The sequence below is a fragment of the Kitasatospora albolonga genome, from assembly GCF_039535905.1.
GTDB classification, from domain to species: Bacteria; Actinomycetota; Actinomycetes; order Streptomycetales; family Streptomycetaceae; genus Kitasatospora; species Kitasatospora albolonga.
This window is the reverse complement of the sequence record NZ_BAAAYB010000098.1, coordinates 191,458-205,895: the sequence shown is the minus strand read 5'-3', so window position 1 is coordinate 205,895 and position 14,438 is coordinate 191,458. Positions and strand designations below refer to the sequence as shown.

Below are 14,438 nucleotides of genomic sequence, written 5' to 3'. Positions count from 1 at the left end.
CCCCTCTCTCTTCTTCTTCCCTCTCCTCTCCCCTCCCCCCTACTCTCACTCCCTCTCCCTCTCCTCTCCTCTCCTCCTCTCCTATCCCTCCTTCTCTCCTCCGCCCTCTTCTCTCCTCTTCCCTCTCCTTCTCCTCGCTGTCTCTGTCTCCCCTCTTCCTCCTCGCTTCTGCTCTCCCCTCCCTCTCTCCCTGGCCGCACTGCCCGCCCGGACTGAAGCATCTACACGCACGACGCGCCATAGGACGCACCCGGAATGTCTACTGCTGTCCCTGGGTCGCAAGCGCGTACCACTGGTACCCCCGGTCACTCGCCGCCCCAGACTCACGCCGCGACCTGGAGACGACAGACCGCTTCTATGTCCAGCGCGATCGAAGCATTGCTGGCACACCTGCGACGCCTTGCTTAGCGCCCCGGGCCGCCGACCCACACACCAGCGGGCATAGCAGACCACTCCATCTTCGCCTGCCACACAAGCGCCCGATCAGCCTTTGACGCCTTAGCTGGCCGACGAGGAGCAGCGCGTCTCGCGCACCCGAACTGCGCCGCCCACAGCCGCCGCCCGCCCCCCGCGCCACACCCTGCGCGTACCAGGCTACGCTGACCGATCTTCACCCGCCGTGCACGCCCGGCTTACCTAACTGTACAGCGCCCGCTACCGCACGTTGGAGGCATAGGCTCAATGAGCCCGGCGTCACCGACAACCATGCGTCGACAGGACGTCGCTCCCCTGACGAGACCCCGACCCTTACCGACGAGTTACCTTCTACTCCCCTTCAAGTCCACGTTCCTCGTCGCCCCCGTTCGACGTAAAAGCAGCCCGCGAGATGCTGCGCAGGGCGGGCTCACCCGTCGACAAGCTCTAGCTCGATAGCGGACCCAGTTCACCATCCGCTCCAGCTCACACTCCGGCAATCCTCCGCCGACCCCCACCCCCGCTACCATGCACCGGATACCTCGCACCGAACTACATACCTGAGACGCCGGGGCCCGGAAAGTGCAGCCAACGCCCGTCCACTTAGCCACCACCCCCCCTCGTCTCTTTACCTCCTCTCTTATAGCGGACATGCATTCCTGCGTCGTTCCCACGGCACCTCCCTACCGCCCTCCCTCCCCGCCCCCCGACCCCGTACCCGAAGAGATCGACACACTCCCCGCGCAACACATATAACCACTGCGCTGGTACCAGGCGTCTCAAGTCACGATGTCGTAACCACCTTCCATTAAACCCGTCGTCCCGCGTCTCCATCGGGCCTTTGTATGACTGCACATCCTCCCCCTCATCGCCAGCATGACACCTTGTGCGCAGCTACAGCCATTCCCGCCCTTCACACCGACTCTCACGGGAGTAATACTACACGACCCCCCTACCATGCAACACCGACCGCCTCGCCGCCCCGAACCCCCCCCGGCCAAACTTACCTCAACCTACCAGAGGCGCCACACCGACGAGAATCCCTGTCTCGCATGCCGTCCGCCTCTACCTTGCTGCCCTTCTATCAACCGGATACCACCGCAATACCAGTTCCAGTATGATCGACTTCGTTACCGCTCCCATTCTGGCCCGTTACTCCTTCGAACACGTCACTCTGTCACCGACCAGCCCCGCTTGGAGTCGACAAGGGATGAGTCTCCTTAACGCCCCTGGGGTACGCCACACCAGCCCAGAAGCTTCCAGGCCGGCCTGTCCATCGCCCACATCTCCAGCTCAGACCGCACTTCGACTGTTTCACCACTGAACAAAGACCGCCCCCGGCCACCCGCCCGCTTGAATCAACAAACGCGAAGCCCGCCATCGACACCGCCCATGGCGCCCCCGCGACTGACGCCGGCCTTCGATAAACACGTTCGACCGCCGCGAGACGAGCCGAAGCCAGCCCCCCACAAACGGTACTCAGTTCCGCAACGCCCGTGTCCTAGGGAGCGAGTGCTCAGGGCCGGGTAGCGGCCGACTCCAGCCCCACCCCGCCGACTGACGAGACCGGTCCCAACTCTCAGGTGGCTGAAGCGCTCAGGGTCCGTCCTTGTACTCGACGTGAACTAATGGGTGTCGTTGACGCCCCGACTGCGATACATCCCGGCAGCGGCCGACAACTCATATCGACGCGAATGCCCCACTGGGACGGCCGACCTGCTGACAGCCCCAAACATGACCCCATGGGGAGGCGCGGCAACGAGATGCGGCCTCCCAGCACCCACCCGCACGCGGCTAGGCCCATGACATGCTGTCTCATCCCGGCCTCCAGAGAAAGTCGCGTGGCGCCGCAGTAACCGAGAGTCTAAGGATGTAAGGCTCTGGCAGCCGACCGACGTCGCCTGCCGAGTAACCCAAGGCGAAGCACCACGCCTGAGCACGGACGACAGCCAGCGCAGTGCCGCCCCCCCCTCCCCCCACCCCCCCAGCAAAGCCCAGGAGCTCGTCAACGGCCATGGAGAAGCCGAGCCGGTAGCCGACCGCGAACGCCCAGAACACTACGCACAGAGCCCGTCATGCCACCTGATGCAATCAGCAGAGCCACCCAGACGGCGCGCAGGCATGCAGCCAAGTGTCATCTAGGCCCCCAAGTGGACGGCTTTCGCCCCCGCTGCACCGTGACGACCAGACCACTGCACCGCACGGCCCCCATTGGAGCGAGCATCAGCACGCCAGAGGCCGAGGCGCGAGCTCTCGAAGAAAGCCCCTCGCGAGAGAGACTCGCAGGCACCGACGACAGAATGGTAGCCCCGCTGTAGCCATGAGCGCACGAGCCGCCCGAGCCATGCAGCCACCAGCCATGACGCCGGAGGCGGACGCCCTCGCGGCTCTCGCCGGCGCCGTTTACCGACCATGCCCCGAGGCCAGATCTCCGACATGCGAATCTTCGCCGACGATGAGCCGGTGATCTAAGGACCTCGCGGCATGCTCTCCGCACGCCCCCACCCCGCGGGCCCGCGGCCCGCTGCACGCAAGACTCAGCCAGCCGACGCAAGCATGGACCAAGAGAGTTCCGAGGGCGCTTAGAGATAGAGTGCCGCCGGTGAAGCTACCACTGCGTCCAGCGGCCCACATGCGCGCTCGCCGCCAAGGCATCCCCGGCCGATCCTGAGCCAGCCCGCCGCCTGCCCATGCCCCCTCGCTTTGAAGGACCAGCACAGCCGCGCTATGGACCCCGCGGGCCATGTCAACCTACGCTCCACAGCATGCATTGCCCTGACGCAGATCGCCATGTCGCTGGCCGGCCCCCAGAAGAGAGACCTCGGCGACGCAACCCATCACGCATGGCGATGGCGTAGAATGCCCAGACCCTAGCACGCCGTCGAACTGCGGCGTCGCCCAAGACCAAACCTTAATGAGGCCCGAGCCCAGACTACCGACCGCCGATGACCTATGCCGCCCCGCCACGTCAGGGCTCTTGCTCAGCCATACCACTGGACTACGGGGCCGCCCGTTTAGTTTTCCCCCCCCCCCCCCCGCTAGTGACAGCCCGGTACGGTGGCGCACCTCCGCTAGCAGCAAGCATCATGAGAGCAGGCACGCATGCGCCGAATGGCCCTGGAAGCCAGCACCTGAACGCCCCCGGCTCAGGACGGCGCAGGCCATTCGAACCGCCCGCTGGTCTCCCCTCTCGGAGCCACACCAGCAGATGAAGGCGACCTCGACAAAGCTCAGGTCACCGAGACGTATCGAGTTTTCCACGCCACCCAGCCCGCAACCGATCCTGCGAACGTGCCTCCGGGGACCACCGCCCGCGGCGCGACCCCGCAGTTGCATTCCCCTAGCATCCCATCCTTATTCGCTTCCTTCACTAGTTTTAACCCCCGCAGGCGGCGACCCATGGCGCGCACCACTGTCACGGTCGATCGCGCGTTTTTTTTTATGTGAGGCCGCCACGCGCCACGCGCGCCTAGGCCGCCCCGGAGTTCGCGTGTAGCCGTGGGCAGCGATCACGCCCACTCTAATTAGTATCGTGGCCCACGAAGCTGTGCAGCGTGCACCCTGCCCCCTCTACCACCTGACGAGTGCCGACAGGCCTATTCGTGGTACCGCATACACTCCGGTCCCGTGCACCCACCCAGGCCGAGCGCATCTGCGTTGCCGATCGCATTGATCGATACGCGCCTGGACCGTGGGCCGGAGCCAGAGAGCTTGTCGACGCGCACTTCACGGATACAAGACGCCGGTACCAGCGCCTCGGACTCGCTACTCATCACCCCATGACAAGACCCTGGTCAGACATGCCGCAGCGCCCCTCGAACGAGCCGCTAGGGGAGCGAGCACCACTCGAAGCGTCACGCTCGCGATCTATGAAGTGCGCCCCAAGACCGAGGATCGCCACTGCTGACTGGGGCGCCCTCGCCGCCCCGAGCGGCAGAGCTTTTCGAGCGCGTAGAGTCGGCACCCACAGGCTGGCGGCCCCTGATCCACTTTTTTGCCCTCGCTCCTATCCACACGACGACGAGGTCTACCACGACAGAACCCCGCCGGAGACTCGAAGCACCCGTTAATGACATACGATCGATCCGCCGACAGCCGCCCTGACGGGTCAGCCCTTCACCCGGTGGCCGGTCATCCGAGTCCTCGGATCCCGCAACAGCGCTCGTACGCGATCTGGCGGCCAGGGCCTTCGCACACTACGAGCCGCACCGCTCCTGGGAAGAGAGTACAAGGGCAGGACCTAGGCACGAAGAACGCCCCCCCGATACTCCGGAAACGGCCCTCCGCCAGCGAGCCCCCAGCCCTTATAAGCCCGACCACGCAGCGAAGGCCATGCCGCACTCCCTCGGCCCCGTGAGACACCAGACCCCCTCACCGACCCGTAGCTCGCCCCCAGCCCTCCCCGAAGCGGCCGGCCAGGGATCGCCAGACCAGAGCCACCTAGCTCGACTCACGAACACCCAGCCGTTCCGGCACCTGAAACCTCGCCGACATCACGGCCGAGGCATGCCGCCCGCCCGGCGAGAGCCTGCTCGGCGCATCGAGATCCAGCTCACGGTGTTCCGCAGCCGCCCGCCTCGGGTCCGGGGCATTCGGGCACCACGTAACCGGGTAGCCCAGCTCCGCGGCCCGCTCCAGCACCTGCTCGGCGCGACTCCGTCAGCGGCCAGCCGGCGGCCGCAACGTCCTACGCCCGGCCGCCGCAGGGCCGCGCGCATGCGCCAGCTCTGATCGCGTGCCCAAGCACCAGAACCCTGCCACCGTACCGCCTGTGCACGCCATGGTACCTGGAGACGCTTTGCGAGACTACGAGAACCCCGCGAGCTCCGCGTTGATCCGGCGAGCGCAGCCTACTCGCCTAGAAGCCGTGACGCATGGCCCGGCGACCCATGCCTACCCGCGCTGGACGCCTCGCCCCGGTGGGGCTCGCCCGGCCGCCTCAGTACCGGTGCATATAGCCACACCGCATCGCCCGCAGGCTGCAAGAGCGGCCCCCAGCCAGGGTGCGACGCCCGTGCTGCTGCGCGCACGCTCGCACTACGGAGGACCACCTCGCCACAGCCAACCTCTGGCGCTACCGACCCAGCACCGTAAACCCGCACGCGGACGCCGCCCGCCGCTCGGCGCTAGACCACGTGCGACCCGCGCACCGCAGCGACGGCCCCTGTCACCACACAAAAACAAATAAACATATTTCCCAAAAAAACAAATTAGCCAACCCCCATGCAACTCACGAGCTCCACCCTAACTGACCTCGCCCCGACAGCCGACCACTGGGGCCGGACACCACCCCGGCGACGGCGAGACTAGGAGGCGGCCGCCCGCGAGAGAGCAACCTCCCAGCCCCCCACGGCCCGGCCGACTCCAGACAAGCAGCCCCTTGCGCCCAGCCTCCCGCACGGACTCTGCGACAAGCAGCCCCTCAGCGCAAGTGCGAACCAGCCGCGTGCAGGTTGTCCGCATCGGCGCGCAAGCGCCCACCCCGCGCCGCCACCGCTCCTTTGCATACTCGCCATCTCACGTATCGCAGCAGCTAATGAAGGCCCGCGCGGGTCATCACGGCGGCGTGCCCGAAGTAGCCGCGCAGGCATCCGCACAGGGCCTCCTCGATACGCCCCATTGGAGAGCACCGCCGACCAGCACGGTAAGCAGGTCACGCCCCCCAGGGACGACGCACCGTCTCAGGAACGATCACGGCCCACCGCCGCTGGCCCGAAAAGCCAGCCCAGCCACCCGCGCGATCGGCGGATTGCCCGGGTTGGAATCGCGCCGGCCTTCAATCCATCACGCTGCCCGGGATACTCCTGCGCAGGCGTCAGCCCCAGTCTAGATCGCTGGCCCCCCAACTAGCACCAAGCCAGCAAGTAGCCAGAGCTTTTATTTAAACCTTTTTCTCCTCCCCGAAGCCTAGAGGTGAACGTAGCGCTATAGCACTCGCCGCACTGATACGGCCCGACCCGACGGGCGGCCCGCAACGCCCCGAAGATCACGCCTACCGCCTCCGGACAAAGCCAGCCGCCGTCACCCGGCCCTCGACCGCGCAGCCCCTAATAGACGGGCAGGGGCGAACCGCTTAAAGCCTAGTGCCCGCGCAGCTCGGCGCGTGCAGTGCCCGAGCGAAGCCGTATGAAGTGGTGCCGTGACGCCGACCCGACCCCCCCATCAGAAGCCGTCGCGGTACGTCCTTACTGCCTGATGGCAAGGAAGGTCTTGCTACAGGACGTACTGAAGCGAGGGCCCTGCGCTCACGCCACCCAGAAGTAGACGAGCGTGCGCTGTAGCAGCGCCAGCTACCGGCCCAGGTCGGTGCGCCAGCGCGCCTAACGCCTGAAGCGTCTGCACACCCAGGTTTTTCTTGCAGCCCGAAGCCACCGTCGGACGCACTGGGGGCTCCTAGCAGAACCCTGCACCAGCGACGAGCAGCGCGCAGCAGCCTAGCCCCCAGCCAGGCGCGTACCGTGGACCTCGCGCCACAAGGTCAGCCTCGCCGCCAGCGAAAGCTGTAGCTCCACGAGCCGGCGGAGGGACCCATCAAACTTGCAGCCTGTTTTTTGCCTATCTGCCGAAGCCGTAGGTCGGCCCCAGGCCTAGCCGGGCAAGAAGCGCGTGGTCCACCAGCGCGCGTCGGCCCCGGTATGCGCCGATCATCTCCAGCGCCAGTGCCGCTCCCCACAGCGACCTGGCTTCGCCTTGCCCGATCCTATGCATGCTGCTCTATCATCTCTGTCGCGGTCGCCGTTGGCGGCGAGGTCATGCGGCAAGGGCTGCCAGACCGAACCTGGGGACCGTATGTCCGTCACTCGCCTAGTCCGTTTGCATCAGGCGCAGCGCACTCACTCGCGCGGTGCCCGCTCTCGCCGCGTGCGCAACCGCCAGCACGAGGGGACGAATCTTCCGCGAGTGGGGAGGCCCCTACGTGACGAGCCAAGATCGACAGATAGGTCCTCGATGTGTGACGACGAAGCCTGCCGCCAGTCGGGCCGTCCTGGCTGTGCGGTATCACGGTCACTCCCTTTGGTAGGGGACGTGGCGGGAGATGGCCTGCTAGCGCCCTCCACGACCCCCCGAGCGTAGGCTAATAGAGCTCGACGCCCCAGCCACCAGCGACAGATCGCGCCACGCCCCCGAAGCTCGCATAGTTTAGGCGCGCGGAGGCGGCTAGAACGCCTACTCTACGACACTAGTCGCGGCTAGAGACCCCCTGTGTTTTTCAGCTCAGGAAGAGCAAAGTCGCTGCAAAGGGGCCATCCCTTTTCCCCCAGGCGCATCGGCCAGCAGGCCGCACCGAGAAGACCACAGGAGAAAAGCACCCTGGAAGCCGTGTATGCGCGCGCGCCAGACTCCCCCCCTCCTTAATGCCCCTCCCCCCCCCCCCCCCACTTCCTGCTCGCAGATTCGAGGCTGGAACCACAATAACGATCCATACAACTGGCTTGCTGCCACCGCCGCTGTCTCTTCAGCCCCGCACTCTCGTACACTTTTTTTGGGAGAGTGTGTGTTTTTCGTAAACGCAGACGCCGGCCCAAGCCCCGCGCCAGCCGGACCGGTCATCGGCCTCACGGACGATCCGGCACTCCAGCGAGCGCCGGACTTGGCTGCGGCTCCGCCGTGAGGGCGAAGTCGGCGAGCTCCTCGGTGAGCACACTCGGTGATCCCGAGGTGCGGAGACCGTCCACCTCGTATGCGGAAACTGAACTGCACGGCCTGGTCGTTGAGGGCGGCGGGACGAACGGCAGACCGGCCCCGTCCTTCCGATGCTGCTCGTGCGAGCGTCCGACGTAGTCTGCGCAGCAGGCGTCGACGACGGCGAGGTCGCGGCGAAGGCGTGCCCGGCGGCTCGGTCCTGATGCGGAGCTCACGCCGCCCGGACGCCTTGCGGTCGTGTCACGGGGACCTGCTGGAGGCGGTCATGCCGGCCGCCTCCGCACCCAGTCGGTCCGCTATCAGCCCGGCCATCTCGGTGTACGACTCCAGGGCGTAGACCTCGGCGAAGTCCAGCACTCCAGCCGAGCCGGGTCCGACGTCCTCGACCACTCGCATCAAGGCAACGAACTGCCGCCGTCGGCGAAGAATGTCCGAGTCGGGGCCGGGTACCACCCGTGTGCCGCTGCCAGGAGTCCGCCAGCTCCGGGTAGGGCAGGGCAGCGGCCCGCTCGCGGCGGGCCCTCCGGCCCGGGCCCGGCCGGCGGACGGCAGCAGCTCGCGCAGCGCCGGCGGTCCACCTTGCCGGTCGGGCCCAGGGGAAGGGCGTCGAGGGCGACGATCCGCTCGCCACCAGATGGCGCGGGACGGACCGGCCGACCCGCTCGCGCAGGGCCGCGGTGTCGAGGCCGGCGCGGGCGTCACGAACGCGACGAGCACGGCCCCCTCCTCAGTCCGGTCGGCCAGCACGGCCGCGTCCGACCTGGGGATCGGCGGCCAGCGCGGCCTGTGCCTCGGCCGGGTCCACCCGAAGCCGCGGACCCTGACCTCGTCGTCGGTCCGGCCCAGGAACTCCAGCGCGCCGCTCGTCAGCAGCCGGACCCGGTCGCCGGTGCGGTACATCCGGGAAGCGGGGCTCGTGGTGAAGGGTGCGGCGCAGGAACCGGCGGCGGTGGCGCCGGGCGGCCGAGGTAAGCCGCGCGCCAACCGGCTTCCGCCGACGAAGAGTTCGCCGGGCTGCCCGTCCGCCACCGCGTCCAGCCGGCTCGTCCAGGACGTAGCAGGAGGTGCCGGGGTGGGCGAAGCCGATCGGCAGCGAGGCGGACAGCGACCGGTCCCGGCCGGCGACCGGTCCGAGGGTGCTGAAGGTGGTGTTCTCGGTGGCCCGTAGCCGTTGACCAGCGCGGTGCCCGGGTGGGCGGCGACGAAGGCGTCGGCCACGTCGGGGAGCACCACGTCGCCCCCCACGGCCAGCCGCCTCAGGGTGCCGAGCGCGGCGGGGTGGTGAGCGGCCATCAGTGGAAGACCGCGGCGGTGAGCCAGGCCGTGGTGACCTCCGGACGGCTGAGCTCGGCGGCCAGCTCGTGCAGCGCCTGCGGGTGGTGCGGCACGGCGACCACCCGGGCACCCACCAGCAGGGCGTTCCAGATCTCGAAGGTGGAGGCGTCGAAGGCCAGGGTGGAGTGCAGCAGGGTGCCCGTCCTCCGGGCCGAGCAGCAGCTCCCCGCCGCCGAGCGCGAGGCCGGTGACACCGCGGTGGGTCACGCCGACCGGCTTGGGCTCGCCGGTCGTCCCGGAGGTGAACATCACGTACGCGAGGTCGTCCGGGCCGGCCGTCGGACCGGGCAGCGGGCCGTCGCCCTCCCCGAGACCGACCCGTCCACCGCCCGGGTGACCAGTCACCCGGGCGGTGGACGGGCTCGGTCTCGGGGAGGGCGACGGCCCGCTGCCCGGTCCGACGGCCGGCCCGGACGACCTCGCGTACGTGATGTTCACCTCCGGGACGACCGGCGAGCCCAAGCCGGTCGGCGTGACCCACCGCGGTGTCACCGGCCTCGCGCTCGGCGGCGGGGAGCTGCTGCTCGGCCCGGAGGACGGCACCCTGCTGCACTCCACCCTGGCCTTCGACGCCTCCACCTTCGAGATCTGGAACGCCCTGCTGGTGGGTGCCCGGGTGGTCGCCGTGCCGCACCACCCGCAGGCGCTGCACGAGCTGGCCGCCGAGCTCAGCCGTCCGGAGGTCACCACGGCCTGGCTCACCGCCGCGGTCTTCCACCTGATGGCCGCTCACCACCCCGCCGCGCTCGGCACCCTGAGGCGGCTGGCCGTGGGGGGCGACGTGGTGCTCCCCGACGTGGCCGACGCCTTCGTCGCCGCCCACCCGGGCACCGCGCTGGTCAACGGCTACGGGCCCACCGAGAACACCACCTTCAGCACCCTCGGACCGGTCGCCGGCCGGGACCGGTCGCTGTCCGCCTCGCTGCCGATCGGCTTCGCCCACCCCGGCACCTCCTGCTACGTCCTGGACGAGCGGCTGGACGCGGTGGCGGACGGGCAGCCCGGCGAACTCTTCGTCGGCGGAAGCCGGTTGGCGCGCGGCTACCTCGGCCGCCCGGCCGCCACCGCCGACCGGTTCCTGCCCGACCCCTTCACCACGAGCCCCGGCTCCCGGATGTACCGCACCGGCGACCGGGTCCGGCTGCTGACGAGCGGCGCGCTGGAGTTCCTGGGCCGGACCGACGACGAGGTCAAGGTCCGCGGCTTCCGGGTGGACCCGGCCGAGGCACAGGCCGCGCTGGCCGCCGATCCCCAGGTCCTGGACGCGGCCGTGCTGGCCGACCGGACCGAGGAGGGGGCCGTGCTCGTCGCGTTCGTGACCCCGGCCGGCCTCGACACCGCGGCCCTGCGCGAGCGGGTCGGCCGGTCCGTCCCGCGCCATCTGGTGGCCGAGCGGATCGTCGCCCTCGACGCCCTTCCCCTGGGCCCGACCGGCAAGGTGGACCGCCGGGCGCTGCGCGAGCTGCTGCCGTCCGCGGCCGGGCCCGGGCCGGAGGGCCCGCCCGAGCGGGCCGCCGCCCTGCCCTACCCGGAGCTGGCGGACTCCTGGCAGCGGCACACCGGGGTGGTACCCGGCCCCGACTCGGACTTCTTCGCCGACGGCGGCAGTTCGTTGGCCTTGATGCGAGTGGTCGAGGACGTCCGGACCCGGCTCGGCGTGGAGCTGGACTTCGCCGAGGTCTACGCCCTGGAGTCGTACACCGAGATGGCCGGGCTGATAGCGGACCGACTGGGTGCGGAGGCGGCCGCATGACCGCCTCCAGCAGGTCCGCCGTGACCGACCGCAAGGCGTCCGGGCGGCGTGAGCTCCGCATCAGGACCGAGCCGCCCGGGCACGCCTTCGCCGCCGACCTCGCCGTCGTCGACGCCTGGCTGCGCGACTACGTCGGACGCTCGCACGAGCAGCTCGGAAGGACGGGGCCGGTCTGCCCGTTCGTCCCGCCGGCCCTCAACGACCAGGCCGTGCAGTTCAGTTTCCGCTACGAGGTGGACGGCTCCAGCACCTCGGGGATCACCGAGGTGCTCACCGAGGAGCTCGCCGACTTCGCCCTCACGGCGGAGCCGCAGCCCAAGTCCGGCGCCTCGCTGGAGTGCCGGATCGTCGTGATGCCGATGACCGGTCCGGCCGGCTGGCAGCGTCTCGACGACGCGTACGAGTCGCTGAAGAACGCGGCGGTGGACGCCGGTCTGATGATCGGTCAGTTCCACCCGAACTGCGACGAACGGGCCGCGCGCAACACCGGCTTCCGGGTCTCCGTGGCTCCGGTCGGCCTGCTGGCGATGCGCCGGATGGCCCCGCACGACGTGCTCTTCCTGACCAGCCGCCGCGACTGGTTCGAGAGGTACGACACCGCCTTCCGCGCCCACTACGAGCGCGGGCGGGTGCGCGATCCGCTGCTGCGCGAGCTCTACCACGCCGCGGTGGAGCGCTACGGCCTCCCCGCCATCGTCCCCACCGAAGGAGAGTGACCGATGAACCCGACCCAGGACCTGTTCCACGTCGTCGTCAACCACGAGGACCAGTACTCGATCTGGCCCACGTACCACGAGATCCCCCTCGGCTGGCGGGCCAGCGGCGAGGCGGCCACCCGCGAGGAGTGCCTGCGCCGGATCGAGACCGAGTGGACCGACATGACCCCCAGGTCGGTCCGCGCCGTGCCGGCATGACCTCGCCCGACCCGACCCGAGAGAGAAGAGAGCACATGGACGGCAGCGAAGCCAGGTCCGGCCTCCTGGAGATGATCGGCGGCTACCGGGCCACCGCGCTGGTGACCACCGCCGCCCGGCTGGGCCTGGCCGACCTCCTCGCCGAGGGGCCGGCCGGGCTCGGCCGGCTGGCCGAGCTGACCGGTGCGCGGCCGGACCGCCTGCTCCAGCTGCTGCGCGCGCTCGTCGCGGTCGGTCTGCTGGAGCCCCGGCCCGACGGGGCGTTCGCGCTCACCCCGCTCGGCGAGCCGCTGCGCACCGACCTGCCGGACTCGCTGCACAGCGCCGCCGTCTACTTCGGTGCGGTGAGCGCACCCTCCTTCGACTCCCTGTACGACCTCCTCCACACGGACGGCGACGGCTTCCGGAGCCGTCACGGCACCGACTTCTACGGCTTCCTCGGCACGCACCCCGAGCTGGCGGCGCACTACAACGCCGTCATCGCGGTCGAGGGCCTCGGTGACGCGCTGGCCGAGGCGTACGACTTCGGCGCGGCCGCCTCGGTCGCCGACATCGGCGGAGGCAACGGCACCACCCTGGCCGAACTCCTGCTGGCCCACCCGCATCTGACGGGCACGCTCCAGGAGATCCCGCACGTGATGGAGGAGGCCCGCGACCGGCTCGCCGATCCCGGGCTGGCGGGCCGGGCCACGGCGGTGCCGGGATCGTTCCTGGACGGCGTCGTCCCGGGGGCGGACCTCTACCTGCTGGTCCGGGTGCTCCCCAACTGGGGCGACGAGGAGGCCCTGCGGATCCTGCGCCACTTCGCCGCCGTGATGACGCCCGGGGCCAGGCTGCTCATCGTGGACGCCGAGATGCCGGAGCAGGTGGCGGCCGGCGCCTTCGCGCCGATCGGCGACCTGCACGCGCTGGTCCACTTCGGCGGGCGGCTGCGCAGCCGCTCGGAGCTGGCCGGGCTGCTGTCGGCCGCCGGGCTGAGGTTCTCCGGCGCCGCCTCCGTCCCCGTCCCGGGCCGCCCCCAGTGGTCGCTGTCCGAGGTCGAGGTGGACCGGTGACGGGCCGTCGGCTGCCCCGGGTCGCCGTGGTCTACGCCGACGGCGCGGCCGGCCCCGGGACGGTGCTGGCGGACGCCGAGGGGCTGTGCGAGGTGGTCCTCGTGTGCGACGCCGCACAGCCGGGCGTCGCACCCCTGCTGCGCGGCCTGCGCCGCCGGGCGACGGTGTGCGACATCACCGGACTGAGCCCGGCCGAGGCCGCCGAGGCGGTCCGCCGGGAGGCGCCCGAGGCCATCGTCACCTTCAGCGAGTACTGCCTCGGCCGGACCGCGGAGCTCGCGGCCGAGCTCGGCCTCCGGTACCACGGTGCCGCGACGGTGCGGCTGCTCACCGACAAGCTGGCGCAGCGCGCGGCCCTGGCGGCGGCCGGCGTGGACGCCACCGGCTGCCGGCTGGCGGAGTCCGCCGAGCAGGTGCTGGAGGCGGCCGCGGAGCTGGGCTACCCGGTCGTGGTCAAGCCCCGGACCGGAGCGGGCAGCCGGAACACCGTGAGGCTGGACTCCGCCGAGCAGGCCGTCCGCGCGCTGCCCGCCGTGATGTCGGGCGAGGTCGGCCAGGACCGGGTGTTCGTGGTCGAGCAGTGCCTGGTCGGCGATCCCTCCGCCGCCGGGGAGGGCTGGGGCGACTACGTGTCGGTGGAGGGGCTGGTGCACCGGGGGGAGGTCCTGGCCTCCTGCGTGTCGGGCAAGCTGCCGCTGGCGGAGCCGTTCCGGGAGACGGGCTTCTTCGTGCCCTCGACGCTCTCCCCGGAGCTGTCGGCCGAGGTGCAGGCCCTGGCCGCCGACGCGGTGCGGGCGCTCGGGATCCAGGACTCGGTGACCCACACCGAGGTGAAGCTGACCCCGTCGGGCCCGCGGATCATCGAGGTCAACGGCCGGGTCGGCGGGCACGTGGTGGACCTCGTCCCGAGGGGCTCGGGCGCCAGCCTGGTCCGCTCCGCGCTCGAACTCGCGCTCGGCCGGCGCCCGTCGGCGGCCTCCTTCGACTTCTCCGGCGTGACCTTCGAGTGGGTGCTCCTCCCGCCCGTCGAGGCCCGCGAGCTGACCGGGCTGCACGGGGTGGAGGAGGCCGAGGCGCTGGACGGCGTCACCGCCGTCGACGTCCTGGCCCGGCCCGGCCAGCCGATCGACTGGCGGATCGGCAACCAGACGCTCGGCCTGGTGCACGGCCGGGTGATCGACCACGATGGCCTGCGGCACCTCGTGGAGCAGGTGGCCCGCACCTTCGTGGCCACCTATCAGAGCGTGTCCTGACCACGGCCCGCGACCCGGGGGCGGCCGTACCGGCCGGCCCCGCACACCGACGGCGCGCCCGGCGCGCCTC

At 70.1% G+C, this 14,438-nt stretch carries 8 protein-coding genes; 5 read left to right on the top strand and 3 right to left on the bottom strand.

The window, feature by feature from the left end:
* From ABD946_RS25130 to ABD946_RS25120, 3 genes are all read right to left on the bottom strand, one after another.
* Nucleotides 1–241: hypothetical protein (locus ABD946_RS25130; RefSeq protein ID WP_345287264.1), on the bottom strand; the 241-nt coding region annotated here is incomplete at its 3' end.
* An 8,057-nt stretch (nucleotides 242–8,298) separates the two neighbouring features.
* Nucleotides 8,299–8,454: a hypothetical protein gene (locus ABD946_RS25125; RefSeq protein ID WP_345287263.1), complete on the bottom strand. Its 156-nt coding sequence runs from the start codon at nucleotides 8,452–8,454 to the stop codon at nucleotides 8,299–8,301.
* Between the two features lie 896 nt (nucleotides 8,455–9,350).
* Complete coding sequence (locus ABD946_RS25120; RefSeq protein WP_345287262.1) at nucleotides 9,351–9,587, bottom strand: hypothetical protein; 237 nt, start codon at nucleotides 9,585–9,587, stop codon at nucleotides 9,351–9,353.
* A gap of 158 nt (nucleotides 9,588–9,745) precedes the next feature.
* Between ABD946_RS25120 and ABD946_RS25115 the strand changes: the two genes are divergently transcribed.
* Genes ABD946_RS25115 through ABD946_RS25095 form a run of 5 tightly spaced genes read left to right on the top strand, consistent with a single transcriptional unit; the run spans nucleotide 9,746 to nucleotide 14,368 of the window.
* On the top strand, nucleotides 9,746–11,146 hold the full coding sequence (locus tag ABD946_RS25115) for a non-ribosomal peptide synthetase (protein WP_345287260.1): 1,401 nt from the start codon (nucleotides 9,746–9,748) through the stop codon (nucleotides 11,144–11,146).
* Nucleotides 11,143–11,862 (top strand): DUF6875 domain-containing protein, encoded by a 720-nt coding sequence (locus tag ABD946_RS25110; RefSeq protein ID WP_345287258.1) that lies wholly within the window; start codon nucleotides 11,143–11,145, stop codon nucleotides 11,860–11,862. The genes ABD946_RS25115 and ABD946_RS25110 overlap by 4 nt, the downstream gene beginning before the upstream one ends.
* A gap of 3 nt (nucleotides 11,863–11,865) precedes the next feature.
* The gene (locus ABD946_RS25105) at nucleotides 11,866–12,060 is read left to right on the top strand and encodes an MbtH family protein (RefSeq protein ID WP_345287255.1); all 195 of its coding nucleotides are present in this window, start codon (nucleotides 11,866–11,868) and stop codon (nucleotides 12,058–12,060) included.
* A gap of 35 nt (nucleotides 12,061–12,095) precedes the next feature.
* Nucleotides 12,096–13,115 carry a methyltransferase gene (locus ABD946_RS25100; protein WP_345287254.1) on the top strand — a complete coding sequence of 340 codons (1,020 nt, stop codon included), beginning with the start codon at nucleotides 12,096–12,098 and terminating at the stop codon, nucleotides 13,113–13,115.
* On the top strand, nucleotides 13,112–14,368 hold the full coding sequence (locus tag ABD946_RS25095) for an ATP-grasp domain-containing protein (protein WP_345287252.1): 1,257 nt from the start codon (nucleotides 13,112–13,114) through the stop codon (nucleotides 14,366–14,368). Before ABD946_RS25100 ends, ABD946_RS25095 begins: the two co-directional genes overlap by 4 nt.
* Nucleotides 14,369–14,438: the final 70 nt, after the last annotated feature.